At 55.1% G+C, this 24,549-nt stretch carries 22 protein-coding genes; 21 read left to right on the top strand and 1 reads right to left on the bottom strand.

Annotation, left to right across the window (positions count from 1 at the left end; genetic code table 11):
- Window positions 1-111 precede the first annotated feature (111 nt).
- Entirely contained in the window at window positions 112-1,581 is a 1,470-nt protein-coding gene (locus tag HFP08_RS25695; RefSeq protein ID WP_240941885.1) for a polysaccharide deacetylase family protein, read from the bottom strand.
- A 413-nt stretch (window positions 1,582-1,994) separates the two neighbouring features.
- Here HFP08_RS25695 and HFP08_RS25690 point away from each other — a divergent pair, with 413 nt between their 5' ends.
- The 21 genes from HFP08_RS25690 (at window position 1,995) to greA (ending at window position 24,413) form a co-directional block, all read left to right on the top strand.
- Window positions 1,995-2,729, top strand: a complete 735-nt coding sequence (locus HFP08_RS25690) for a vWA domain-containing protein (RefSeq protein WP_168123498.1) — start codon at window positions 1,995-1,997, stop codon at window positions 2,727-2,729.
- Complete coding sequence (locus HFP08_RS25685; RefSeq protein ID WP_168123493.1) at window positions 2,713-3,642, top strand: serine/threonine protein kinase; 930 nt, start codon at window positions 2,713-2,715, stop codon at window positions 3,640-3,642. The genes HFP08_RS25690 and HFP08_RS25685 overlap by 17 nt, the downstream gene beginning before the upstream one ends.
- Before the next feature lie 56 nt (window positions 3,643-3,698).
- A complete protein-coding gene (gene tilS, locus HFP08_RS25680) occupies window positions 3,699-5,123 on the top strand; it encodes a tRNA lysidine(34) synthetase TilS (protein WP_168123492.1) in 1,425 nt (474 codons plus the stop codon).
- 51 nt (window positions 5,124-5,174) lie between these two features.
- A complete protein-coding gene (gene hpt, locus HFP08_RS25675; protein WP_168123491.1) occupies window positions 5,175-5,711 on the top strand; it encodes a hypoxanthine phosphoribosyltransferase in 537 nt (178 codons plus the stop codon).
- A 101-nt stretch (window positions 5,712-5,812) separates the two neighbouring features.
- Window positions 5,813-7,825, top strand: a complete 2,013-nt coding sequence (gene ftsH, locus HFP08_RS25670) for an ATP-dependent zinc metalloprotease FtsH (RefSeq protein WP_168123490.1) — start codon at window positions 5,813-5,815, stop codon at window positions 7,823-7,825.
- Window positions 7,826-8,886: 1,061 nt separating this feature from the next.
- Entirely contained in the window at window positions 8,887-9,825 is a 939-nt protein-coding gene (gene nadA / locus HFP08_RS25665; protein ID WP_168123489.1) for a quinolinate synthase NadA, read from the top strand.
- Between the two features lie 157 nt (window positions 9,826-9,982).
- Window positions 9,983-11,599 (top strand): L-aspartate oxidase, encoded by a 1,617-nt coding sequence (nadB, locus tag HFP08_RS25660; RefSeq protein ID WP_168123488.1) that lies wholly within the window; start codon window positions 9,983-9,985, stop codon window positions 11,597-11,599.
- On the top strand, window positions 11,589-12,476 hold the full coding sequence (gene nadC, locus HFP08_RS25655; protein ID WP_168123487.1) for a carboxylating nicotinate-nucleotide diphosphorylase: 888 nt from the start codon (window positions 11,589-11,591) through the stop codon (window positions 12,474-12,476). Before nadB ends, nadC begins: the two co-directional genes overlap by 11 nt.
- Window positions 12,473-13,243, top strand: a complete 771-nt coding sequence (locus tag HFP08_RS25650) for a type III pantothenate kinase (RefSeq protein ID WP_168123486.1) — start codon at window positions 12,473-12,475, stop codon at window positions 13,241-13,243. Before nadC ends, HFP08_RS25650 begins: the two co-directional genes overlap by 4 nt.
- A gap of 5 nt (window positions 13,244-13,248) precedes the next feature.
- Window positions 13,249-14,160 (top strand): Hsp33 family molecular chaperone HslO, encoded by a 912-nt coding sequence (hslO, locus tag HFP08_RS25645; RefSeq protein ID WP_168123485.1) that lies wholly within the window; start codon window positions 13,249-13,251, stop codon window positions 14,158-14,160.
- Window positions 14,161-14,176: 16 nt separating this feature from the next.
- Window positions 14,177-15,163, top strand: a complete 987-nt coding sequence (locus HFP08_RS25640; protein ID WP_168123484.1) for a peptidylprolyl isomerase — start codon at window positions 14,177-14,179, stop codon at window positions 15,161-15,163.
- Between the two features lie 135 nt (window positions 15,164-15,298).
- Window positions 15,299-16,237 carry a cysteine synthase A gene (cysK, locus tag HFP08_RS25635; protein WP_168123483.1) on the top strand — a complete coding sequence of 313 codons (939 nt, stop codon included), beginning with the start codon at window positions 15,299-15,301 and terminating at the stop codon, window positions 16,235-16,237.
- Window positions 16,238-16,434: 197 nt separating this feature from the next.
- Window positions 16,435-18,015, top strand: a complete 1,581-nt coding sequence (locus HFP08_RS25630) for an anthranilate synthase component I family protein (RefSeq protein ID WP_168123482.1) — start codon at window positions 16,435-16,437, stop codon at window positions 18,013-18,015.
- A gap of 493 nt (window positions 18,016-18,508) precedes the next feature.
- On the top strand, window positions 18,509-19,090 hold the full coding sequence (gene pabA / locus HFP08_RS25625) for an aminodeoxychorismate/anthranilate synthase component II (RefSeq protein ID WP_168123481.1): 582 nt from the start codon (window positions 18,509-18,511) through the stop codon (window positions 19,088-19,090).
- Window positions 19,090-20,208, top strand: coding sequence for an aminotransferase class IV (locus HFP08_RS29630; protein ID WP_346768767.1), 1,119 nt, complete (start codon window positions 19,090-19,092; stop codon window positions 20,206-20,208). Before pabA ends, HFP08_RS29630 begins: the two co-directional genes overlap by 1 nt.
- Before the next feature lie 259 nt (window positions 20,209-20,467).
- Window positions 20,468-21,337: a dihydropteroate synthase gene (gene folP, locus HFP08_RS25615; RefSeq protein ID WP_168123480.1), complete on the top strand. Its 870-nt coding sequence runs from the start codon at window positions 20,468-20,470 to the stop codon at window positions 21,335-21,337.
- A gap of 23 nt (window positions 21,338-21,360) precedes the next feature.
- Window positions 21,361-21,747, top strand: a complete 387-nt coding sequence (gene folB / locus HFP08_RS25610; protein WP_168123479.1) for a dihydroneopterin aldolase — start codon at window positions 21,361-21,363, stop codon at window positions 21,745-21,747.
- Window positions 21,748-21,820: 73 nt separating this feature from the next.
- Window positions 21,821-22,468: a 2-amino-4-hydroxy-6-hydroxymethyldihydropteridine diphosphokinase gene (gene folK / locus HFP08_RS25605; RefSeq protein ID WP_168123478.1), complete on the top strand. Its 648-nt coding sequence runs from the start codon at window positions 21,821-21,823 to the stop codon at window positions 22,466-22,468.
- The gene (locus HFP08_RS25600; protein WP_168123477.1) at window positions 22,420-22,632 is read left to right on the top strand and encodes a helix-turn-helix domain-containing protein; all 213 of its coding nucleotides are present in this window, start codon (window positions 22,420-22,422) and stop codon (window positions 22,630-22,632) included. Before folK ends, HFP08_RS25600 begins: the two co-directional genes overlap by 49 nt.
- Window positions 22,633-22,640: 8 nt before the next feature.
- Window positions 22,641-23,678: a tRNA dihydrouridine synthase DusB gene (dusB, locus tag HFP08_RS25595; RefSeq protein ID WP_168123476.1), complete on the top strand. Its 1,038-nt coding sequence runs from the start codon at window positions 22,641-22,643 to the stop codon at window positions 23,676-23,678.
- Between the two features lie 258 nt (window positions 23,679-23,936).
- Window positions 23,937-24,413 carry a transcription elongation factor GreA gene (greA, locus tag HFP08_RS25590; protein WP_168123475.1) on the top strand — a complete coding sequence of 159 codons (477 nt, stop codon included), beginning with the start codon at window positions 23,937-23,939 and terminating at the stop codon, window positions 24,411-24,413.
- Window positions 24,414-24,549 lie beyond the last annotated feature (136 nt).

Genomic DNA, 24,549 nt, shown 5'->3' with positions numbered 1-24,549 from the left:
TCCGGCGTAGGAACCGTAAGGATATCACAGATTCGCTTGATTGGGTTGTTTTACCATGTGTCCATTTTTTGACGAGAACTTTTCACTGTCCAGTTGCCTCACATCCTCCGTTTATTGCTGATCCTGATTCAGAGCCGCTTCCATATCCGATACGCTTTTGAATTGAAAGCCCTTTGCTTGCAAGCCTTCTATAATGCCGGGCAAGGCTTCAATCGTATTCGTGTCATCAAGCAGATGAAGCAGAATGATGCTGCCGCTCCTCGTTTGCTCCAACGTCGAAGCGACAATATTCTGTGCGCTGCGATCCCGTTCATAATCCGAAGGAATGACATCGAAGATGACGATCTTCTTGTAGCCTGTCGCGCTAATGACATGCAGCGTATGATCATCGAATTCCCCGGTGGGAGGCCGGAACATCATCGAAGGCCCTTGCTGAATCGCCTCGGTTATGACGCGATGGGCCTTCACGATTTCCTCCTGCAGCTGTTCGGTCGTCAGATTCGTAATGACGGGATGGGAGTAGGTATGATTGCCGACATCATGTTCCTCTTCGGCAATTGCTCTGGCCAAATTCGGGTTTTTCTCCACACCGTCGGCCCTCAGGAAGAAGGAGGCTTTAATGCTATAGCGTTCCAGTAAGTCCAGGATTTTCGTAATCGTTTCATCGGAGCCCCAATCATCGAATGTCAGCGCGACTTCCTTCTTGTCAGTTTCTTCCTTCGTAATGAGACGGAAGCTATCCCCCGAGATATCCGGGTTGTACCGGGCTGCGTCATAGCCGTCGATTTCCTCCAGCGGCTTTCGTATGCCGCCGTTTTGAATTAGATCCTGGAGATGGACGAAAGTATAACCGGTCGAATCCGCGGCCGCTGCAAGCAGGTCGATATCCTCCATCAGAGTATTATTTTCCGCCAAATCGATCGCAATAATTCCGCCGCGATTTATATATTTGCGCACATAATGCTGCTTCTCCAGTTCGGATTCCCCTTGCCAATTATGCAGGAACAGGCTGGAGCCGACGACCGCTTCCATGCCTTGGCTTGCGGCGGCATAGCGCAGATCGTCAACCATCATCGCCGATTTTGTTCTGACGTATTTCGGCTCAATGCCCGTTTGCTTCTTGATGACCTCATTGCCGAGTCGCACTTCCTTGTCAATCTCGCTGTATGGGAGACCGTCCACATCTCCACCGTTTAACGTATTGCTCTCGATTTCATGGCCACGCTCAGAGATGGCTTGGGCGATATCCGGTTCTTCCGCGACTCTCATGCCGGGCAGGAAGAAGGTTGCCTTGATCTGTTCTCGATCGAGCTCATCGAGCAGCATTGTCATTGTCTCTTTTTCCGCCATTCCGTTGAAGGTTAATGACAAGGCTCTTCTCGTTGTGTAGACCAACGGTATGGCAAGGCTTTTCTCATCGCCCCGCCGCACTTCCGGGGAATTCGTCGACGTGCGGTCAGGCTGGAGCTCCTGCGAGGAGTTTCCGAGAAGAGCTTCTATGCTGCAGCCCGCCAGCAACGCCGATACTAGCAGCAGAAGCGCTGCTGCTGTGAGTAACGCTGACCAATTGCGAAGCTTCATATAACCGCATCTCACCTTCATGGTTCAAAATTGCAAGCACTCTCTATTGAATCAATATTTGTAAAACGATAATCACGAACTACAATTAGTTTTACAACAGTCAAGTCAAAGTACACATTAAAAATAAACAAAGCGTACTAAAAATTATTCCAAGGGTTGATTTCATTTCCAGTCAACTATTCAGAGTTAAAGGTCTCTTTCTTCATTAGTATGGGAAATGCTCGCATGGAGTCGAATATACTATGGTATAATAGCATCGTTTAGATCGTAAGTTTGTTCAAGCTTAGAGCGTGCAATGAGTAACGATGACGCTTCAGTTGAATGTCATGTGTTTTTGCAAGATGCTAGTTTATCTCTCCGGAAAAGGGCAAAGCTGATAGAAAGGCTTTGAGACAAGCGGAGGGATAACAATGATGAAGCAGATTCTATTAATTACGGACGGCTGCTCGAATGTCGGCATGAGTCCGGTTGTGGCGGCGGCGCACGCGCAGGCCGAAGGCATTGCGGTGAATGTGGCGGGCATTCTCGATCATGGGGATGTCGGCGAGCTTGGCGCGGCGGAGATTGAAGAGATTGCGCGAGCGGGAGGCGGCATATCCAGACTGGTGTCGATGAGGCAGCTGTCGCAGACGGTGCAGATGATGACGCGCAAGACGGTTGTACAGACGATTCAGACGGCGGTGCAGAAGGAATTGAAGCAGGTGCTCGGCAACGGCTCGATCGAAGCGCTGCCTCCGGACAAGCGGGGCGAGGTGGTGCAGGTAATCGACGAGCTGAGCGAATCGCAGGGCTTGCAGGTCGCGCTCCTGATCGACGCCAGCGCAAGCATGAAGCCGAAGCTTGCCGCGGTGGAGGAGACGATTCGCGATCTTATGCTCAGCCTGCAGGCAAGACAAGGGAAAAGCGAGATTGCCGTCTTTCACTTTCCCGGCTCCAGGTACGGGGATGACAGCGCGCTTGATCTTCCCTGGACGGATCATCTCGGCGGCGTGCATGCGATCTTCCCGAGCCTTCAGATCGGGGGTACAACGCCGACGGGACCTGCGATAATGCGGGTGATTGACTATTATCGTCATGGCTCTGCGGCAGGTGCCGCCAGGAAGAGCAGACAAGGAACGGATGGGATGATGGGTGACTACGTCGTTTAAATTCGAGCTTCGTCCCGGCAGTGTGGTAACAGGTAAGTGGAGGCAGGGCAGATACCGCGTAGAGCGGTTGCTCGGCGAAGGCGCTAACGGCAAGGTCTATCTGGTTCAGAATGACCGGGAATGGTTAGCGATGAAGATAGGCATCGATGCGGTCGATCTGCAATCGGAGATTAATGTGCTGAAAGCGATGGCCAGGCAGCAGCGGCAGAGCGGAGGAAGGGAATGCTTCCTCCACGATGTGGACGATTTGGTCGTAGAAGACGGCAAGGAGCTATCCTTCTACACAATGCGCTATATTCGCGGAACGACTCTCGCGGGCTATCTGCAGGAGCATGGCCTTGAATGGTTTCCGCTCGTCGGCTTGAATTTGCTGAACAAGCTGGCGGGGCTGCATAAGGCCGGTTGGGTGTTCGGAGATCTGAAGATGGAGAATGTTCTTGTCGCCGATTACGGGCATGTGGAGCTGGTCGACTTCGGCGGGGCGACATCCATTGGCAAGAGCATCCGCCAATTCACCGAGATCTACGACAGAGGCTACTGGAACTCAGGCTCCCGCTCGGCCGATCCGAGGTATGATCTGTTCTCGTTCGGCGTGCTTTGCATCCAGATTCACGAAGGGAAGAAGCTGTATCAGCTCACGAAAGATCTTATACCGCAGAATCGATCGGCGGAGGAGCTGCTGCGCATCGCGGAGGGCTGCCAGAGCCTGAAGGCGTCGCTGCCATGGTTGAAGCAAGCCTTCGCCGGGAGCTTCCCGGATGCGGCGGAAGGAGCGGAGTCATGGCGCTCGCTTATGCATCGTCGCAGCGTGCCGCATGCCTCGGCAACGCCGTCCTGGCTGAAGGGCCTGGTCGCAGCGACCGGAGCGCTGCTTGCGGTATCGATTGTTTGGCTCGTCAGCATCATGCTGTGACAGCGGCAGCAGAGAAGGAACGGAGGCGAAGGCCCCTGAGAAGCGGGAAGAGATCGATGTTGGAGCAGATAGCGGAGGAAGCGGCGCGCGAGAAGCTGTGGGACGCCGGAGACACGATTGTGATCGCGGTGTCCGGAGGCCCGGATTCCATGGCCTTGCTTCATATGCTGAGCATTCTTGCCCGGCCGCAGCGGTTAACCTTGGTTGCCGCTCATGTGAACCATGGATTCCGTCCCGAGGAATCCGCCGCCGAGCAAGCGGTTGTTCGCCGGTATACGGACCGGCTGGGGATTCATTGTGAGATTGCAGAGCTTGATCTGGTAACCTACATAGAAGAAAATCGGTTGAACGCTCAGGCGGCAGCGAGGGAGAAGCGGTATGCGTTCCTGCATGAGACGGCCGCCCGCCATGGCGCATCCCGCATTGCGCTCGCGCATCATGCGGATGATCAGGCGGAGACTGTGCTCATGCATCTGATCAGGGGCGCGGGCTTGTCCGGCTTATCCGGGATGACCGGCCGCCGCCGCGAGAAAAACATGGAACTCCTTCGACCCTTGCTGCGTATGAACAAGACGGACCTTATCGATTATTGCGAAGAGCACGGCGTTCCCTACTGCGTAGACAGCAGCAATCTGAAGCGCCATTACTTCCGCAATACGATTCGCATGGAGGTTCTGCCGTATCTTGAACAGTATAATCCTCAGTTTTCTCTTTCTCTGCAGCGTTTGGCGGAGGTGGCGGGTGCGGAGGATGATTGGCTGAACCGGCAAGTCAGGGAGAAATTCGAGCATTTGGTTCTCGTCAGCGGCAGGCAATACACAATCCGCTGTGCAGAGCTGCATCGCCTTCATGTCGCTTTACAAAGGAGATTGATTAAATTAATATTAAGTTATCTTTCGCCCGATACGGAAATATTATCCTTTGAAGGCATTGAGACGATGCGTCTTGCCGCATCGGACGACGCAGTCTCCACCTGGAGGCTGGATGTTGGATCAGGCGTACGCTGCGTTCGGGAATACGAGACTATGCATTGGCTTAAGAAAGCTTCGAATCCAGAAGACGGGAAGGCGGAATTGGCAGTATCGGGGTCATACGCTTACGAGATCCAGAAGGGCGATTCACAGCTTCGGGAACTGCCCGGAGGCTGGAGGCTCCAGTTCATCTGGTCGGAGCAGCAGCTCCCTTGCAAGCCCGGCACGCGCTTTGAGGCTTGCTTCGATGCCGACGAGCTTACATATCCGCTCATGGTGCGGAATCGGAGACGGGGAGACAGAATTCACGTTTTAGGATTAAATGGGTCGAAAAAAGTGCAAGATATGTTCGTTGACGAGAAGATTGCGCCGTCCAAGCGCGAATTCTACCCGCTTGTGTTTGACGCGGAGGACAGATTGATCTGGATTCCCGGTTTGCGGCGTTCCAGTCACGCGCCGGCAGAGAAGCATTCTCGCAAGCTGCTCTTCATCATGGCGCAAGGCGAATAAGATGCAAGGCTATGCTCATAAACATAGGTAAGCGCAGGAGGATTAACGAATTTGCAGAGCGATATAAAAGACGTATTGTACAGTGAAGAACAGATTATGAACAAGGTAAGAGAGCTGGGCGCGCAGCTAAGCGCTGATTTCGAGGGGCGGAATCCGCTCGTCATTTGCGTTTTGAAGGGCGCATTTATTTTCATGTCCGATTTGGTGAAAAGCATTACGGTACCGCTTGAAATCGATTTTATGGCGGTATCCAGTTACGGACAGTCAACGAAGTCCTCCGGCGTCGTCAAGATCATCAAGGATCTCGATGTGTCCGTCGAAGGGCGGGAGGTCCTCATTGTCGAAGATATTATCGACAGCGGTCTTACGCTTAGTTATTTGATTGACGTGCTTGAGCGGCGCAATGCGAAATCGGTTACGATCGTCACGCTGTTCGACAAGCCAGCTCGAAGGACGGCAGAGCTCTCGCCGGATTACAAGGGCTTCACGCTGCCGGATGAATTCGTGGTAGGCTACGGTCTCGATTTTGCGGAGAAATACCGGAATCTGCCTTATATTGGCATTTTGAAGCCGGAAATTTACGAATAATGAGCGCGCTATCGCCAGGCATGCCCTTCTCCAGCAGCCTCTATTGTGATGGAAAGTCATGCTATGGTAAAATATCTAAAGCGTCTGAGAGGAGGTAGGGGATGAATCGGATCATCCGGAATACTGGTTTTTATTTAATCATCTTTTTGGTTACCGTAGGCATTTTTCAATATATTAGCGGTCAGGGTGATTCCACCACGCCATTAAGATATGATGAGCTGAAACAGGTTGCCGAAGCCGGCAACATTAGCGAGCTTAGTATCAAATATGATGATGCGTCGTATTATTTGGCAGGGCGATACAAGAACCCGCCCGAAGGTACGGATAGCGACAAGTTTTCCTCTAGAATAAGCGAAGGGCAAGAGGATACTATCTATGAGTGGGAGGCTAAGTACGGCTTCGAGTTGAAAAGCTTGCCGATGGATAAGCCTAGCTTCTGGGTAACCTTCCTGACTTCGATTATCCCGTTCCTGCTGTTGTTCGTACTGTTCTTCTTCCTGATGAATCAAGCTCAGGGCGGCGGCGGCAAGGTGATGAACTTCGGCAAGAGCCGGGCGAGATTGTATAACGAAGAGAAGAAGAAGGTGACGTTCGAGGACGTTGCCGGAGCCGACGAAGAGAAGCAAGAGCTTGTCGAGGTGGTCGACTTCCTGAAGGATCCGCGCAAGTTCAACATGGTTGGCGCCCGCATTCCGAAGGGCGTATTGCTCGTAGGTCCTCCGGGTACAGGTAAAACCTTGCTGGCAAGAGCCGTTGCGGGCGAAGCGGGCGTTCCGTTCTTCAGCATCTCCGGTTCGGACTTCGTTGAGATGTTCGTCGGCGTCGGCGCATCCCGCGTCCGCGATCTGTTCGAGAACGCGAAGAAGAACGCGCCATGTATTATCTTCATCGATGAGATTGATGCGGTAGGCCGTCAGCGCGGCGCCGGTCTTGGCGGCGGCCATGACGAGCGCGAGCAGACGCTCAACCAATTGCTCGTCGAGATGGATGGTTTCGGAGCGAATGAAGGCATTATCATTATCGCGGCGACCAACCGCGCGGACATACTGGATCCGGCGCTTCTGCGTCCAGGCCGTTTCGACCGTCAGATTACGGTTGACCGTCCGGATGTGAAAGGCCGCGAAGCGGTACTTAAGGTGCATGCGCGCAACAAGCCGCTTACCAAAGACGTGAAGCTGGACGTTATCGCGAAGCGCACGACGGGCTTCAGCGGCGCGGATCTGGAGAATCTTCTGAACGAAGCGGCGCTGCTTGCGGCTCGCCGCAACAAGAAGGATATCGCCATGGTGGATATCGACGATGCCATCGACCGCGTTATTGTCGGAACCGAGAAGAAGAGCCGCGTCATCAGCGAGCGCGAGAAGCGCATTGTCGCGTATCATGAATCGGGGCATACCATTGCCGGCTTCTTCCTGGAGCATGCCGACCTGGTGCATAAGGTTACGATCATTCCGCGCGGACGCGCGGGCGGATATGTCATTATGCTTCCGAAGGAAGACCGGATGCTGGTGACGAAGCAGGAATTGCTCGACAAGATTACCGGTTTGCTCGCGGGCCGTGTCGCCGAGGAGATCTACATTGGGGAAATCGGCACCGGGGCTTACAGCGACTTCAAGCAAGCAACCGGCATTGTTCGCAGCATGATTATGGAGTACGGTATGAGCGAGAAGCTCGGACCGCTGCAATTCGGCAGCTCGCAAGGTCAAGTGTTCCTCGGACGCGATATCGGCCATGAGCAGAATTATTCCGATGCGATTGCCTATGAGATTGACCAAGAGATGCAGTCCATCATCAACAGCTGCTACGACAGAGCGAAGAAGCTGCTCACGGAGAAGAGCAAAGAGATGCATCTCATTGCGAAGACGCTTCTGTCGGAAGAGACGCTGGAGATGGATCAGATCAAATCGCTTATCGAGAAGGGCGTTATGCTTCATAAGGATGGAAGCAGCTCGATCGTGGACGTGGATGCTGAGCCGACGACTGAACCGATTATCGATGAAATCGGCGACGTGAAGGTTCGCATAGCTCCTCGCGACGAATCGGAAGTGAAGCCGACCGATCCGGCATCGGGCAACGGCGGCGACTCCTCGGATGATGGAGAGAACAAGTCATAAATGGATTGTGAACGGAACAGGCTTTTCAGCCGATTGTTTCGAACAGTCTAACGAGCATCCCGCACAAGCATGTGCGGGATGTTCGTTTTTTGTGCTTGGCAGATTTCCGCTCCTAACGGGAGAGTGTCCAACCGCCGATCGAAGCGTTTGAAGACGACTCTTGCTGATCTGATATTTGCGCTCAGCGTCCAGCGCGCGTCGGGAAAGGAACGGGTGTCACTTGCTTTGCTCTATGACAAGAGGATATGGGAGATGCATATGTGTGGCCGGATATGGGAGATGCACATGTGTAGCTGGGTATGGGAGATGCATATGTGTAGCTGAGTATGGGAGAGGCATATGTCTAGCCGGATATACTGGAATAACTCCCATATATCTGACTGTTTTATCTGCTAGCGCCAATTAAACTGGAAAAGCTCCAGTATATTAGTCGCAGTTCCGAGAAAAAGCGTTGAATCCACGAAATGTACTGGAGAAATTCCAGCATAACTGCAAATTCCACTCAATTAGGAGAGATATACAGGAGAAAATCCAGCTTATGGTTCCATTATTGATTATTCCTGTTTCGTTATTACGCAAGCAAGCATTGGGCGGAGAATCGTGCAAGTTGACAGCTTCGTTCCGATCCTACAATGAATCGCGAGCCTCGGAAATGTCCGATAGCTTCTGAAATCAGTCGAATCTGACTTCTAAGAGCCGAATAAGGCAGTTAAGCCTATGTTTCATCCCCGGTGCTCCGCCATCCTTGATGGATCGAGCAAGTCGGATGCAAGAAGGAAGGACCGATGAGCGAATCCAGATCATGCGGCGCTTTGAGATACCTTCCCGCGCCTAAAATCTCTTATAAAAATTGGTGTTGCATCCATTGACAGACCCTCCTGCCAAGTGTAAATTAAAGCTTAAACAAATGAAATTATGGGGTTTGGTTTACACTATAGGCAATCGACTTCCATGGCTTGTGCATCAATTCACAAAGTCGTGAAGGGGTGGTAAGCTGGAAGATTGCCGTTACTTGGAACGGGACAGGCTGTCCCTTCCCTCATAAGAGGAGAGGATCTATCGTGGAAGCATTGGCGCTGGAACGCAAAGCGGAGCAGAACCGCGAGCTGCGTGAACGGCTCTTGCAATTGAAGAAGGAACGGAATGCTATTATTCTTGCTCATTATTATCAGCGTGATGAAATACAGGAGGTTGCGGATTTCCGGGGAGATTCCTTCTTGCTGGCGCAGAAGGCCGCCCAGACCGACGCGGATGTCATCGTATTCTGCGGCGTTCATTTCATGGGAGAGAGCGCGAAGATTCTTGCGCCGAACAAGACCGTCATTATTCCCGACGAGCGCGCAGGCTGCCCGATGGCGGATATGGTCAATGTCGACGGGCTTCGCAAATTGAAGGCGCAGCATCCGAACGCAACCGTTGTTACCTATATTAACTCGTCGGCCGAGATCAAGGCGGAGACGGATATTTGCTGCACCTCGGCGAATGCGCTGAAGGTGGTCAATTCGGTCGAGGGCGATGAAGTGATCTGGGTGCCGGACAAAAATCTGGGCCATTACGTGCAGCAGCATACCGACAAGAAGATGATTATTTGGGAAGGCTACTGCAACACTCATGATATGCTGACCGTCAAGGATGTCGAGGAGATGAAGGCGAAGTATCCAAGCGCCCAATTCGTCGTTCATCCCGAATGCCGGCCTGAGGTTGTGGAGCTTGGCGATTTCGTAGGAAGCACGACGGCCATTATCAAATATTGCAAGGAGTCGGATTGTCAGGAGTTTATCGTCGGCACGGAGGACGGAACGGGGTATCAGCTGCGTCTCGACAGCCCGAATAAGAGCTTCCACTTCGCTTCGAAATATCTCGTTTGCCCGAATATGAAGGTGAACAATCTGAAGAAGCTTGTCAAATGTCTCGAAAACATGCAGCCGCAAATTTATGTGCCGCCTGCTGTAGCGGATCAAGCCCGCAAATCGCTCGAGCGTATGCTGCAAGTGAAATAATAGTACGAAGGTTATTCGAAAGACGCGCTTGCTTACGCTTGGCGCGCAAAAGATAGAGCGCATGCCGCGATACAAGCTGAAGGAAGGCTGATCGCGGCATGCGCTGCTCCTTTGTCCGAAGACAAAGGAGCCCCGTGAAGCTGGAGGAGCCATAATCATGATACCTAGATATTTGGTCGATGTGGAGCTGGACAAGCTCCCTGTAGTGGACAAAGATGTCATCGTAATCGGGGCCGGCATTGCCGGTCTTTTTACCGCTATACGGTCTAGCGAGCATAATAACGAAGTTTTGATGATTACGAAGAAGTCGCTGATGGACAGTAACACGCGCTACGCGCAAGGCGGCATTGCCGCCGTTATCTCCGATGAGGATTCACCGGACTATCATCTGCAGGATACGTTGATCGCCGGCGCGGGACTTTGCTCCCAGGCTGCGGTCGATGTGCTGGTGCATGAAGGCCCGCATGGCGTAAGGAGCCTCATCAAGATGGGCACGCAATTCGACGTGGAGAACGGCGAATACGCTCTCACGAAGGAGGGCGCTCACAGCCAGCGCCGCATCCTGCATGCCAACGGCGATGCAACCGGCTTCGAGATCGTCCGCGCGCTGTCCGAAACGGCGATCGCCAATGAGAAGATCGAGGTGTGGGACGACCACTTCGTCATTGATCTCGTCACGCAGGATGGCGAATGCTGCGGCGCGCTTGTTCAGAAATCAAGCGGAGAACGGTTGTACGTGCGGGGCAAGGCGGTTATTCTCTGCTCCGGCGGAGCGGGGCAGCTGTACCGCTACACAACCAATCCGGAGGTTGCGACCGCCGACGGCATTGCGATGGCTTATCGGGCGGGAGCGTACATTCAGGATATGGAGTTCATCCAGTTCCATCCGACCGCGCTCTGCTATCCGGGAGCGCCGAGGTTCCTTATCTCGGAGGCGGTCCGAGGCGAGGGTGCGGTGCTTCGCAACATCAAGGGAGAGCGCTTCATGGAGCGTTACCATGAGCAGCTGGAGCTGGCGCCCCGCGATGTTGTGGCAAGGGCGATCGTAGCGGAGATGGAGCTTACGAAATCGACCTTTGTCTACATCGACGTTACGCATGAATCGCCGGAGATGGTGAGACATCGCTTCCCGACGATTTACGACTATTGCTTGAAATACGGCTTGGACCTCACAAGCGATTGGATACCGGTCGCGCCCGCGATGCATTATATGATGGGCGGCGTGAAGACCGATCTGTTCGGCGAGACGAATGTGAAGCGGCTGTTCGCCTGCGGCGAGGTGTCGTCGACAGGCGTTCATGGCGCCAATCGGCTCGCGAGCAACTCGTTGTCGGAAGCGATTGTATTCGGCAGGCGCATCGTGAAGCGAATCGACGAGCTGCCGCCGCTAACGGTTACGCCGCATATCGCGAAGGATGCCGATCGCTGCGCGGCGTCGATGCAGGCGGTGGTAGAGCGGCGCTTGAAGCTGCAGAAGGTGATGCTGCGCTATGCGGGTCTCAAGCGAGACGGCGCAGGGCTGAGGAAGGGGCTTGAGGAGCTGAAGCGTCAGCTGCCGATCTTCCATTACGCGCTCACGCAGCGCGAGGAATACGAATTCGCGAATATGTTGACCTGCGCCTTGCTTACGACAGAAGCGGCGCTTAACCGCGAGGAGAGCAGAGGCGCGCATTATCGGGAGGATTTCCCGGAGCGGGATGATGACATCTGGAGAAAGCATACGGTCTTGCACAGGACACAAGGCTTAACCGAGGAGCGGATAGATGATGTTTGAATGGACGGCAGGCGGTTATGACGCCAGGCTTCGCGAGCAAATTCGCGACTGGCTGGCCGAGGATATCGGAAGCGGAGACATTACGACGGAGACGACAATCCCAAGAACCTCGCAATCGAAGGCGATTATTCATATGAAGGATGACGGCATTATCGCGGGACTTCCTGTCGCGAAGCTTGTCTTCGAGATCGTGGACAGCTCGCTTCGCTTCCAGGCATACGCGCAGGATGGCGATGCCGTGAAGAAGGGCACCATAATAGCGGAGGTGGAGGGCAGCACGCATAGCCTACTTACGGGCGAGCGCCTTGCGCTGAATCTGATGCAGCGATTGTCTGGCATCGCAACGAAGACGGCAAGCTACGTGGAGGCGCTGCAGGGCTTGCCTGTGCGTCTAGTCGATACGAGGAAGACGACGCCGGGTCATCGCATGCTGGAGAAATACGCGGTTCGCGTCGGCGGGGGAGCGAATCATCGCTTCGGCCTCTATGATGCGGTCATGATCAAGGATAATCATATCAAAGGCTCGGGCGGCATTACGGCAGCCGTAGCGGCGGCCCGCAGGCAGATTCCGCATACGATGAAGATCGAGGTGGAGACGGAGTCGCTGGCCGAGGTCGAAGAAGCGTTGAGGAGCGGCGCCGATATTATTATGCTCGACAATATGGATACGGAGCTGATGAAGGAAGCGGTCGCCCTGATCAAGGGCCGATCGCCGCATGTTATCGTGGAAGCGTCCGGCGGCGTTACGCTCGATACGATTCACGGAATTGCGGAATGCGGCGTAGACGTAATTTCGGTAGGAGGCCTTACGTACTCTTTTCAAGCGCTCGATATCAGCCTTGATCTCGGGGAGAAGAAGGGCGGTATGAACGCATGATTCTGGTTATCGATGTAGGCAATACGAATATCGTGCTTGGCATCTATAAGGGCAAGAGGCTGCTGCATCATTGGCGGCTCAGCACGAATCGCTCCGCAACGGCGGATGAATACGGCATTACCATTTATAATTTATTCCAATTTGCAGGAGTCCGGCTGGACGCCATCGAAGGTGTTATTATCTCGTCTGTCGTGCCCCCATTGATGCGCACGCTCGAGCAGCTATGTCTGAAGTACGTCCGCAAGGCCCCGCTCGTCGTCGGGCCGGGCGTCAAGACGGGTCTTAACATTCGTTATGAAAATCCGAAGGAAGTCGGCGCGGACCGAATCGTCAACGCGGTAGGAGGCATCGAGAAATACGGCGCCCCGCTTATTGTGGTTGATTTCGGAACGGCGACGACCTTTGACTATATTGATCCGAGCGGAAGCTATCTCGGCGGTGCGATCGTGCCGGGCATCGGCATATCCACGGAGGCGCTGTATCAGCGCGCCGCGAAGCTGCCGCGCATCGAGCTGCAACGGCCGAAGAGCGTGATTGGCCGCAATCCGGTAACGTCGATGCAGGCGGGCATTATTTTCGGCTATGCGGGTCAGGTTGACGGTATTGTGAATCGCATCAAAGCGGAATTCGGCGTAGATCCGAAGGTGGTGGCGACGGGCGGCCTGGCCGAGCTGATTGCCGCCGAATCAGACACGATTCAGGAGGTTGATTCGCTCTTGACGCTCGAGGGTCTGCGCATTCTATACGAGAGGAACCAGGAGGGTTAAGGGATATGGAAGAGAATCATCAGGAGGATATACTCGTCAGAGGGACGGCCTGGAAGGGCAAGATTCGGGTGTTCGCGGCCAGAACGACTAAGCTGGTGGAGGAGCTGAGACGTCGGCATGACAGCTTCCCGACCGCTACGGCGGCTCTTGGCAGAACGCTTAGCGTTGGCGCCATGATGGGGGCGATGCTGAAGGGCGCGGAGAAGCTTACGATACAGGTGAAGGGCGACGGACCGATCGGTCAAGTCGTCGTGGATGCTAATGCTGCCGGAGAGGTGCGAGGCTACGTCGAGCATCCGCAGGCGCATCATGGGAGCAACGCGCTCGGCAAGCTGGATGTGGCGGGCGCGGTAGGCACCGAGGGCTATCTGCATGTGACGAAGGATCTGGGACTGAAGGAGCCTTATCGCGGCAGCGTGCCGATCATTTCCGGGGAGCTTGGCGAGGATTTCACTTACTACTTCGCCGTGTCGGAACAGACGCCGTCAGCGGTAGGAGCAGGCGTGCTGGTTGGCCCGGACAAGGCGGTCATTCATGCCGGCGGCTTCATCGTGCAGCTGCTGCCGGGACTCTCGGATGAAGAGATCGGAAGATTGGAGCAGGCGATCGCGGCTTTGCCGCCGGTCACGTCGCTGCTGGATCAAGGCGAGACGCCGGAGGGCATTCTGCGCTGGATTGTAGGGGACGAGGACCTTCTCATTCACGATACGATGCCTTTGCAATTCAAGTGTCAGTGCTCGCGGGAGCGGGTGGAGACCACGCTGCTCAGCCTTGGCGAGCAGGAGCTTGCCGCGATGATCGAAGAGGACGGCAAGGCGGAGGTTGTCTGCCATTTCTGCAATGAAGCCTACGCCTTCGACAAGCAGCAGCTGGAGCAGCTTCTGGAGCAAGCGAAACCTGAGCCGAGCGAATCCTAATCGGAGGCATCGGGGAATGAATAGAAGCAATGTGCTGAAGTCGGTCGTCATCCTTCAAGCCGTATGCATGATCGTGTTGACGGGCATCGTGGTGATGAAGGTATGGCCTTTGCTGCAGCCTAGAGGAAATACGCAGACGAATGAGCTGAATACGACGCATGACAACGGTCAAGACGGGAATGCGGCCGATCAAGGCTCTGAAAATGAGGACAAGGAGACGGTCGCTTCTGTCGGGGGCAAGCCCATCGCAAGAAGCGATCTCGACGCGGAGCTGTATCGGCAGTATGGCGATGCGGTGCTGAGAGAGATGATGCTTCGCATGGCCATGGACATGGAAGGGGAAGCAAAGGAGCTGGATGTCCCGCAAGAGGAGCTGGACGAGGCGTTCGCCGCCGAGGCGGAGGGCTACGACAGCGTGGCTCATTATTTGACCGTGATGAAGGAGCAGCTCGGTCTGTCGGAGTCGCAGGTGAAGGAGGGACTGCGCTATCGCCTCTTGATGGATAAAATCCGAATGGAGGACATCCAGGTGACGGATGATGAGGTAGAGCAATATATTATTGAGAATGCCCAACTGTTCGAGCCCAAGGTGAGCTATCATCTGCAATGGATTGTGACGACTACCGAGGTGCAGGCGCAAAGCGTCTTGGAAAAGCTTGAGATGGGAGAGCCATTCGGTGAACTGGCCGGCCAATATTCGCAGGATGAATTCACGAAAGACAGCGGCGGCGACTTGGGAGTTATTGATGCGAAGGATCCCTTCTACGATCAGGGCATGCTGCAAACGGCCTCTGCCATGACCATCGGAGAAACCGCCGGCCCTATCGCAATCGACGAGGGTTATGCGGTGATTCTGCTGGCGGACAAAGAAGAAGAAGCGCAAGAGACGGGAGCGGCGTTGACGGAGAAGGTCAGGAAGAAGCTGGCTCTGGAGTTGGCCAAGCCGCAGAAGACGGCGGAGGACGAGCTGCTTGCGAAATATCATGCGGTCGTCTCCAAGTAGCGCGGGAAACAAGCGGGGCTGACCTCTCGGAAGGTGCCGAAGGGAGCCTCCTATTGACAAGGGAAGCAGGACATTGATAAGATAGAAGGAGTCAAAACCAACTAATTTAGTCGGAATAAGGAGGCCTTCCCTATCATGGCGAGAATTGTGCAAAGCGTAACAGATTTGATCGGAGACACACCATTGGTTCGATTGAACCGTCTTGTGCCGGAGGACAGCGCAGAGGTTTATGTGAAGCTGGAGTACCAGAATCCGGGCGCAAGCGTGAAGGATCGCATCGCGATCTCCATGGTCGAGGTTGCCGAGCAAGAGGGCAAGCTGAAGCCTGGCGATACGATTGTTGAACCGACAAGCGGCAATACGGGAATCGGTCTGGCAATGGTGGCCGCCGCGAAGGGCTACAAAGCGGTATTGGTTATGCCTGAGACGATGAGCGTAGAGCGTCGCAATCTGCTTCGCGCATACGGCGCGGATCTTGTGCTTACGCCAGGATCCGAAGGAATGAACGGAGCCGTTCGCAAAGCGGAGGAGCTTGCGAAGGAGAATCCTTCCTACTTCATGCCGCAGCAGTTCAAGAACCAGGCGAACGTGAAGATTCACCGCGAGACCACAGGTCCGGAAATCGTGGAAGCGATCAATTCCCTGGACGGCAAGCTGGATGCTTTCATTGCGGGCATCGGTACAGGCGGAACGATCACAGGCGCGGGAGAAGTGCTCAAGAATAGCTTCGACGGCATTAAGATCTACGCGGTAGAGCCTGCGGCATCCCCGATTCTGTCCGGCGGAAACCCTGGACCGCATAAGATTCAAGGCATCGGGGCGAACTTCGTTCCCGACATTCTGAATCGCGAGGTCTACGACGAGGTTATTACCATTGAGAATGAAGAAGCCTTCGAATACGCGCGCCGCGCGGCGAAGGAAGAAGGCATTCTCTGCGGCATCTCTTCCGGGGCGGCGATTAGCGCGGCTCTGAAGGTTGCGAAGGAGCTCGGCAAGGGCAAGCGCGTTGTCGCGGTTGTGCCAAGCAACGGCGAGCGCTATCTGAGCACCCCGTTATTCAACTTCGAGAACTAATTCCGTATGAGAGCAGGCCGGACCGCAGCGATTGAAGTCTGGACCTGAATTGGCATGCGGAGAATTGACGGCAGTGACCCCAAGGCCATTAGGATATGAGCAAGCGCCATCGCATTCTTCGGAACGCGGGGCGCTTTTCTTTTGCCTGCCGATTCTGTATACTAGGCGAAATAAGAGCGTTTGACGGGGGCGGGATAATGAGCACCATGTGGGAACAATGGCAGGGATGGCATGGGGAAGGGACGTATACGACATTGCCGTTCCTGATGGAGCTGGGGTTCCAATTCGGCGAAGAGCGGACGATCGCTTCCTGGGAGGAAATGTGGCAGGACGCTTCTCCTTACGCCTTCGTGCTGGAGAGCGGCAAGGAAGGGAGATACACCTATCTGGGTCTTCATCCCGCTGGAATGATCCAGGGCAAGGGAATGAAGGCGGAATCTCGCGCTTTCCATGCTCTGGGTGACGAGCGGCAAGAGCGCAGAAGCTGGGAAGGGAAGCCGCTTGAAGTCGTCAGGGAATGGATGGGCGATGCGAAGGGACCGCGGATCGAGGACGGGCCGAAGTGGCTCGGCGGCTGCGCGGGCTTCTGGGGCTATGATATTATTCGCACGATCGAACGGCTGCCGGAGCTTGCGGCGGATGATCTCGGCTTGCCGGATTATCTGTTCCTGCGGATGAACGAGCTGTGGATTATCGATCATCGGAGGTCGCTGGTCTATTGCGTCGTGCACAGTCCGGTCGAAATCGGAGAATCCTTGTTATCGCTGCAAGCGGTCTACGATCGGGCGAAATCGCGAGCTGAAGGCATGGCCGATTATTGGCTTACCTGGTTCGAAGAGGAAGGGGCCCGTAGGAAGGCGGAGAAGCAGAAGGAAAGTCGGAAGAGCTTGCTCGCGAAGCATGCCGCCACTGCCGGCAGTCAGAGCTTGACCGATCTCGAATCTCCTTTCGGCCGGGAAGACTATGAAGCGGCTGTTGAGGCGATCAAGCGCTATATCGCTCAAGGCGACGTGTTCCAGGTGAATCTGTCGCAGCGACAGAGCAGGAAGGCTTCGGCCTCTCCCGAGGAGCTGTACGAGTGGTTGAGACTGCTGAACCCCTCCCCTTATATGGGATTTCTGCGAAGCCCGGATTTCCAGCTGGTATCCGCCTCGCCAGAGCTGCTGGTCGAGCTGTCCGGGCGCAGGCTGATTACAAGGCCGATTGCAGGCACAAGGCGAAAGGGGCGCACGGAAGAGGAGGAGCTTCGCTTCATTGAGGAGCTGCGAACGAACGAGAAGGAGCGGGCCGAGCACATTATGCTCGTCGATCTGGAACGGAACGATCTCGGACGAATCTCCGAGTACGGCTCGGTACAAGTGAAAGAGCTGATGGCAATCGAGCATTATTCCCATGTCATGCATCTTGTCTCTCAGGTGGAGGGCGTGCTTGCGGCGGGCAAGGATGCTTACGATGTCATAGCCGCGACCTTCCCCGGAGGCACGATTACCGGCGCGCCCAAAATCCGCACCATGGAGATCATCGAAGAGCTGGAGCCTGTTCGCAGAGGACCCTATACCGGATCGCTCGGTTGGATTGACTACAGCGGCGATATGGAATTTAATATAATTATTAGAACGATGACGGTCGCCGGCGGCGATGTGCATATTCAAGCCGGAGCGGGCATTGTAATCGATTCCGTGCCCCAGCGCGAATACGCGGAATCGCTCAGTAAGGCGAAGGCGCTGTGGAAGGCGATCGAATACAGCGAGCTGTCCGCGAGCGAGAGCGGCGAGTGAAGCCGCGGACTTGCGTGGGGCGTGTCGGTGTGCTGCTAGGGTCGACAGAGCGACAAGCTTGAGTGGCGAGGTGGTGTGCATCTAGAAAGTGACAGGCATGAGTGCGAGGTGGTGTGCCGGTTGTGCTACTAGGAGTGACAAACTTGAGTGGCGAGGCGGTGTGCTTTTAGGAGCCGCCGGTTTGCGCTTCTAGAGCAGCAATTGCTGCTGGCGCTGGAGAAGATCGAACTTGCAGCAGGCTGTAACGGACATTTTCGGCTCTTAGAAGCCAATATTCGTGGTCTCAAATTTTTAACGGACATTTGATCGCTTTAGAAGGTGAAATAGACGAATCATGCACTTCATTCGCTCGCTAAGGAGCCAATATGTCCGTTAGAGAAATCAGGCGCCCCAAAAAGGTGTGTAAGAGAAAGAAATGTCCGTTAGAGCAGGTCGCTGCTTGCCGAAGGCCGCCGAGAGGCGGGTTTGTTCAAAATAAAAGGGGGCGTTACGGATGATACTCGTAATCGATAATTATGATTCGTTCACGTACAATCTTGTACAGTATCTGGGCGAGCTTGGCGAAGAAATCGTAGTGAAGCGCAATGATGAGATTGACCTGAGCGGCATCGAGGCTCTCGCGCCAGACCATATTCTGATCTCGCCGGGACCCTGCTCGCCGAATGAAGCGGGCATCAGCTTGTCGCTGATTGAGCATTTCAAGGGCCGCATTCCAATCTTCGGCGTCTGTCTCGGGCATCAATCGATCGGACAAGCGTTCGGCGGAGAAGTGGTGCGGGCGGAGAAGCTGATGCATGGCAAGACGTCGCAAATCCTTCATGACGGCAAATCGATCTTCGAAGGCCTCGAATCCCCGTTCACGGCGACGCGTTATCATTCCCTGATCGTGCGAAGAGAGACGCTGCCGTCCTGCCTGGAGATCAGCGCGGAGACAGCCGAGGGCGAGATTATGGCGCTGCGGCACAAGGAATATGCGATTGAAGGCGTGCAATTCCATCCGGAGTCGATTATTACGGAGAATGGCCTGACGATGCTGCGCAATTTCCTGAAGCATCGCGAAGGCATGCTGAAGTGATGAAGAAGGTAGGCCTGAACGGCCTTATAACAGATGCTGGCGAAGCTGTGATCTCGGTTTATGATCACGGCTTTTTGTACGGACTGGGTCTGTTCGAGACATTCCGCACGTATGGCGGAGGAAGGCCCTTCTTGCTAGAGCGTCATCTGGATCGGCTGCGAAGAGGCTGCGCGGAGCTGGGGATTCCCTTCGTAATGACGGATGAGGAAGTGCGAGGATGGATACGCGAGCTGCTCGCCGCGAACGGACTTGAGGAGGGGTATATACGGCTGACAGTGAGCGCGGGCGAAGAGGCGCTTGGATTGCCGTCGGGGGATTACAGCGCCCCCACAGTCGTTCTGATGGCGAAGGAGCTGCCGCAGCCGAATGACGAGCAGCTTCTGCGAGGGAGGGAGCTGCGCTTGCTGCGGACGAGGCGCAATTCGCCGGAAGGAGCGGTGCGAAACAAATCGCTTCATTATATGAACAATATTTTGGCGAGAAGAGAGCTGCTCGGGTTAAGTGCGGACATGGACGCGAGGCAGAACGTGAACGTAGGCGAAGGCATGGCGAGTGAGGACGTCGTGGAAGAGAAAGGCGTCAGGGTTGAAGATAGAGTGAACGCAGCATCCGCGAAGCTGCAGGGCAGAGGCGATGGAGTGGCGAGCGAGGAAGTCGCAAGTAAAGAAGCGGGTAAGGGCTCGCAAGGCCCCTTCGGCAAACCAGTGCCTCCCGCTCCAGGGACGGAAGGGCTGATGCTCAGCGAGCAAGGCTTTCTGACGGAGGGCATCGTAAGCAATTTGTTCTTCGCGCGCGGCGGCATCGTCTTCACTCCGGCTGTCGGCACCGGCATTCTGCCGGGCATTACGAGGCAGCGCGTGCTGGAGCTGGCTGTCGAGGCAGGCTATCAGGTGGAGGAAGGCTTCTACGCGCTCGGGGATTTGCAGGGCGCGGACGAGATTTGGATGACCAATTCCATACAGGAGCTGATCCCGATCACTTCGCTGACGGATGCGTTCGGGGAGGAAATGACGGAGGCGTCGCTCCATGCTGTCAGCAGGGAGCAGCGGGTGGCGGGCCCGATAACAAGGAAGCTGCTGGCGCGTTATCGCACGGATACGGTTCAATCATCCATATAATCAGATAGTCCTGTAATCAAACTTTCAAATTTTATTGTGGTTAAAAAAGTTGCAAAAGTACATCAATTTCATCCGCAGACGCCTCGCTATATTGAAATTGTTGCAAAAACGCATCAAATTTCATCTTTAAGCCCAAAATGGAGCCGAAAGGTGAATAAAGGATGTATTTTTGCAACATTGTGTGTTCAAACGGAAGGAATAGCGTTTAATTGATGCATATATGCAACAATCACCTTACACATAAAGGGGTTGGGCAGCAATGCGGACAAGCGAATCGACGGCAGTCTACTATAACAGGTCCTATACATTCGATGATGGTGTAAAGCTTGAGCTCGGCGAACGGACGCTCATTATGGGCATTCTTAATGCCACGCCGGATTCGTTCTCGGATGGCGGGCGGTATGCGAATGTCGAAGCTGTCGTTGCGCGAGCCAGGCAAATGTTCGAGGAGGGCGCCGACATTCTGGATATCGGCGGGGAGTCTACGAGGCCGGGCTATGAATCGGTCAGCGTGGACGAAGAGCTCAGCCGCGTCATTCCGGTCATCACCGCTTTGCGCAGGGAGCTGCCGCAGGTGCCGCTCTCGATCGACACGTACAAAGCGGTCACCGCGCGTCAATCGCTCGAAGCGGGCGCGCATATCATCAACGACATCTGGGGGCTGGCCTTCGACCCCGACATGGCCGCCGCGGCGGCGGAATATGGCTGTCCGGTCATCATCAGCCATAACAGACATTCCCGGGACTACGACGATCTCGTCCCGGACATGCTCGCCGATCTGCGGCGCAGCATCGGCATCGCCGAAGCGGCGGGCGTCGCGGGCAGCCGGATCTGGCTCGATCCGGGCATCGGCTTCGCCAAGACCTACGAGAACAACCTCGAGGCGCTCGGCCGTTTGCGGGAACTGACGGCGCTCGGCTATCCGGTGCTGCTCGGCACCTCGCGCAAGGGCTTCATTCAGAAGACGCTGAACTCGTCCTCGAATGATGTGATTGAGGGCACGGCGGCCACCGTGGCCCTGGGCATCGCGCATGGCTGCCAGATCATGCGCGTGCATGACGTGCGCGCCATGAAGCGCGTCGCGCTGATGGCGGACGCCATCTGCTACCGCGCCGCGGGCGCGAAGTAATCATCCCAAGGAGGCTACCAAATATGGATACAATGAGCGTCAAAGGAATGCGATTCTACGGGTATCACGGCGTATTCCCCGAAGAGAACAAGCTGGGTCAGAAATATATCGTCGATCTGGAGTTGTCCATCGATCTTGAGCGGTCGGCGATGACGGACGATCTGAACTATACCGTGAATTACGCCGAGCTCCACGCTTTGACGAAATCGATCGTGGAAGGCCCGCCGTTCAAGCTGATTGAAGCGCTTGCGGGACACATTGCATCCCAGGTGCTGACGGCTTATACTAGGATAAACGAAATCACGGTGAGAGTGACCAAGCCGAATCCGCCGTTCGATATTCAATTCGACGGCGTTACCGTACAGCTGCGGAGAAAGCGGGACAGCGATGGCCGAATCATACGAGCATAGATCGAATGCAAGCCGCGTATCCGCCTCGGACCAGCCTCCTGGCTCCGCCCCAGCGGACCGTGGTGTCGCCGAAATGGACCACGGATTTGCCCCAACTGGCCGCGGGGTCGCCGAAGCGCCTGCGAATCCGCCGCGAAGCGCCGAAGAGGCGCAAAGCCGGCCGCAAGGCGCGGCGGCGAGCCGGCCTTCAGGCGTCCCTTCGACCGCCTACATCGCGCTCGGCTCCAACATGGGCGATCGCGAGGAGCTGCTGCTGCAGGCGATCGGGCTGATCGACGGCGAACCTGGCATAGAGGTGGAGCGCGTGTCCGGCATCTACGAGACCGATCCGGTCGGCTATACGGATCAGCCGGCTTTTCTGAACATGGTTCTCGCCGCGCGCACGAGCCTCGAGCCCATCGAGCTTCTCCGGACGCTTCTCCGCCTGGAGCATCGGCTCGGGAGAATTCGACATGAACGTTGGGGACCAAGAACCATTGACCTCGATCTGCTCCTGTACGATAATGTCAGAATGGATCTGGAGGAACTGACGCTGCCGCATCCGCGCATGATGGAGCGGTCGTTCGTGCTTGTTCCCCTGCATGATGTGATTCCGGATTCGCATCCGCTTCATGGGCAAGTTGCCGAGGAGCGCCGTGCGACGACACAGGCAGGAAAGGATGGCATTACCCTATGGAAAATCATCAATTGGCGCAGCGCGTCCGAGCCTTTCGAAAGCTGAAGGGCTATACGCAGCAAGAGCTGGCCAAGGAGCTTGGCGTATCCGTTGCGGTACTAGGGTCTCTCGAGCGAGGCACGCGGAGGAACGATCCCAAGCTGCTTAATCATATAGCGAAGACACTCGGAATCAGTTACGAAGAACTTATGACATTCAAGGAGGAGTAAGGAGCGACATGCTGAAAATCGGAGACATCGAGATGAAGAACAGAGTGGTGCTGGCGCCGATGGCAGGCGTGTGCAATCCGGCTTTTCGATTGATTGCGAAGGAATTCGGAACAGGACTGGTATGCGCGGAGATGGTGAGCGACAAAGCGATCCTTCACGGCAACAAACGCACGATGGAGATGCTGTTCGTCGACGAGCGAGAGAAGCCGCTCAGCTTGCAAATCTTCGGGGGCGATCGCGAATCGCTTGTCGAAGCGGCGAAGGTGGTCGACAAGCAGACCAACGCCGATATTATTGACATCAACATGGGATGCCCGGTTCCGAAGGTAACGAAGTGCGACGCGGGAGCGCGGTGGCTGCTGGATCCCAATAAAATATACGAGATGGTGTCCGCCGTCGTGGACGCCGTCGACAAGCCCGTTACTGTGAAGATGCGCATCGGCTGGGATGACGAGCATGTCTTCGCCGTGGAGAACGCGCAGGCCGTGGAACGCGCGGGCGGCCAGGCCGTCAGCGTTCACGGGCGCACGCGAGAGCAGTTGTATACCGGCAAGGCCAATTGGGATATTATAAGAGACGTTAAGGAAGCCGTATCCATTCCCGTCATCGGCAACGGCGACGTATTCTCGCCCGAGGACGCCCGCAGGCTGCTCGACCACACCGGCTGCGACGGCGTCATGATCGGCAGAGGCGCTCTCGGCAATCCGTGGATGCTGTACCGCACGATCCAATATCTGACGAACGGCGAATTGCTTGGCGACCCTGCTCCGCGGGAGAAGCTTCAGGTAGCGATCCTGCATTTGGACCGGCTCATCGCGCTTCGCAACGAAGCCGTGGCGGTTCGGGAGATGCGCAAGCATCTGGCCTGGTACCTTAAGGGGCTGCCCGGCGGCGCGAGAGTGAAGGATGTTATTATGGAAGAGACGGATCGCGACCGGCTGGTCGGCATTCTTGAGAACTACGTCAACTCTCTGGAGGCGGACGGCGAACCAGAGATGCAGAACTCGGCCTCGCAGAGCGATCCAGACAAGGAAGTCGTCCATTAAGACGCCTTTTCCTCCGCGCCCCGACAGGTTAATATCCGCTTCTTCTGGCTTACATTGACAATCGGGGTACCATGCCATATAATCGTGCAATATAATCATTACACATCAGGACACAGAGCGGAGCTATTCCTTCCTGCTTGCGGGATCAGCGCCCTTTCCCGCCGCGGCAGGTATGATGGCCATCATGCGTAATATATTAAGTAACAGTGAATTCATACATCGTATGAAAATTAGTCACACGACAGGAGAATCGGATAGATGATCGATAAACCAATCATTCTGACTCAAGACGGATTGAAGAAGCTTGAAGAAGAGCTTGAGAACCTCAAGTCAGTCAAACGTCGTGAAATTGCGGAGAGAATCAAAGTGGCGATCGGCTACGGCGATATCAGCGAGAACTCGGAATACGAAGACGCGAAGAACGAGCAAGCGTTCATCGAAGGCCGCGTTATCACTCTGGAGAAGATGCTTCGGAACGCGCGGATTATTAACAATGACGAGATCGATATCGACACCGTCAGCATCGGGTCGATTGTAACCGTAGAGGATTTGGAATACGGGGATAAGATGGAATATACGATTGTCGGCACGGCGGAATCCGATCCGCTTCAGAACAAGATCTCCAATGAAAGCCCGGTAGGCAAGGCGATTCTGGGCAAGAAGACAGGAACTGTCGTTGAGGTCAACGTACCGGCCGGCAATATCAAATACAAAATTTTGGATATCAAAAAATAAGTTATGCTCTTAACGATTTCGGAAAGCTTCCTTGGAGGAAGCTTTTTGTCCACAATGGAATTTATAAGTTTCCAAGAAGCTTGAACTGTAAATTCATTTGGCGAAAACTTACCTCTAAGCGTGGTCGCTCCTCTTC

It is taken from the genome of Paenibacillus sp. HB172176 (assembly GCF_011947265.1).
Taxonomy (GTDB): Bacteria; Bacillota; Bacilli; order Paenibacillales; family Paenibacillaceae; genus Pristimantibacillus.
The sequence above is the reverse complement of the archived record's forward strand: the minus strand, read 5'-3'. Positions and strand labels throughout refer to the sequence as shown.

Bases quoted from the DNA above. Each gene is read 5' to 3' on its own strand.
- HFP08_RS25695 (WP_240941885.1), bottom strand. From the start codon at position 1,581: ATGAAGCTTCGCAATTGGTCAGCGTTACTCACAGCAGCAGCGCTTCTG.
- HFP08_RS25690 (WP_168123498.1), top strand. From the start codon at position 1,995: ATGAAGCAGATTCTATTAATTACGGACGGCTGCTCGAATGTCGGCATG.
- tilS (WP_168123492.1), top strand. From the start codon at position 3,699: ATGTTGGAGCAGATAGCGGAGGAAGCGGCGCGCGAGAAGCTGTGGGAC.
- ftsH (WP_168123490.1), top strand. From the start codon at position 5,813: ATGAATCGGATCATCCGGAATACTGGTTTTTATTTAATCATCTTTTTG.
- nadB (WP_168123488.1), top strand. From the start codon at position 9,983: ATGATACCTAGATATTTGGTCGATGTGGAGCTGGACAAGCTCCCTGTA.
- nadC (WP_168123487.1), top strand. From the start codon at position 11,589: ATGATGTTTGAATGGACGGCAGGCGGTTATGACGCCAGGCTTCGCGAG.
- HFP08_RS25650 (WP_168123486.1), top strand. From the start codon at position 12,473: ATGATTCTGGTTATCGATGTAGGCAATACGAATATCGTGCTTGGCATC.
- hslO (WP_168123485.1), top strand. From the start codon at position 13,249: ATGGAAGAGAATCATCAGGAGGATATACTCGTCAGAGGGACGGCCTGG.
- HFP08_RS25640 (WP_168123484.1), top strand. From the start codon at position 14,177: ATGAATAGAAGCAATGTGCTGAAGTCGGTCGTCATCCTTCAAGCCGTA.
- cysK (WP_168123483.1), top strand. From the start codon at position 15,299: ATGGCGAGAATTGTGCAAAGCGTAACAGATTTGATCGGAGACACACCA.
- HFP08_RS25630 (WP_168123482.1), top strand. From the start codon at position 16,435: ATGAGCACCATGTGGGAACAATGGCAGGGATGGCATGGGGAAGGGACG.
- pabA (WP_168123481.1), top strand. From the start codon at position 18,509: ATGATACTCGTAATCGATAATTATGATTCGTTCACGTACAATCTTGTA.
- HFP08_RS29630 (WP_346768767.1), top strand. From the start codon at position 19,090: ATGAAGAAGGTAGGCCTGAACGGCCTTATAACAGATGCTGGCGAAGCT.
- folP (WP_168123480.1), top strand. From the start codon at position 20,468: ATGCGGACAAGCGAATCGACGGCAGTCTACTATAACAGGTCCTATACA.
- folB (WP_168123479.1), top strand. From the start codon at position 21,361: ATGGATACAATGAGCGTCAAAGGAATGCGATTCTACGGGTATCACGGC.
- folK (WP_168123478.1), top strand. From the start codon at position 21,821: ATGGACCACGGATTTGCCCCAACTGGCCGCGGGGTCGCCGAAGCGCCT.
- HFP08_RS25600 (WP_168123477.1), top strand. From the start codon at position 22,420: ATGGAAAATCATCAATTGGCGCAGCGCGTCCGAGCCTTTCGAAAGCTG.
- dusB (WP_168123476.1), top strand. From the start codon at position 22,641: ATGCTGAAAATCGGAGACATCGAGATGAAGAACAGAGTGGTGCTGGCG.
- greA (WP_168123475.1), top strand. From the start codon at position 23,937: ATGATCGATAAACCAATCATTCTGACTCAAGACGGATTGAAGAAGCTT.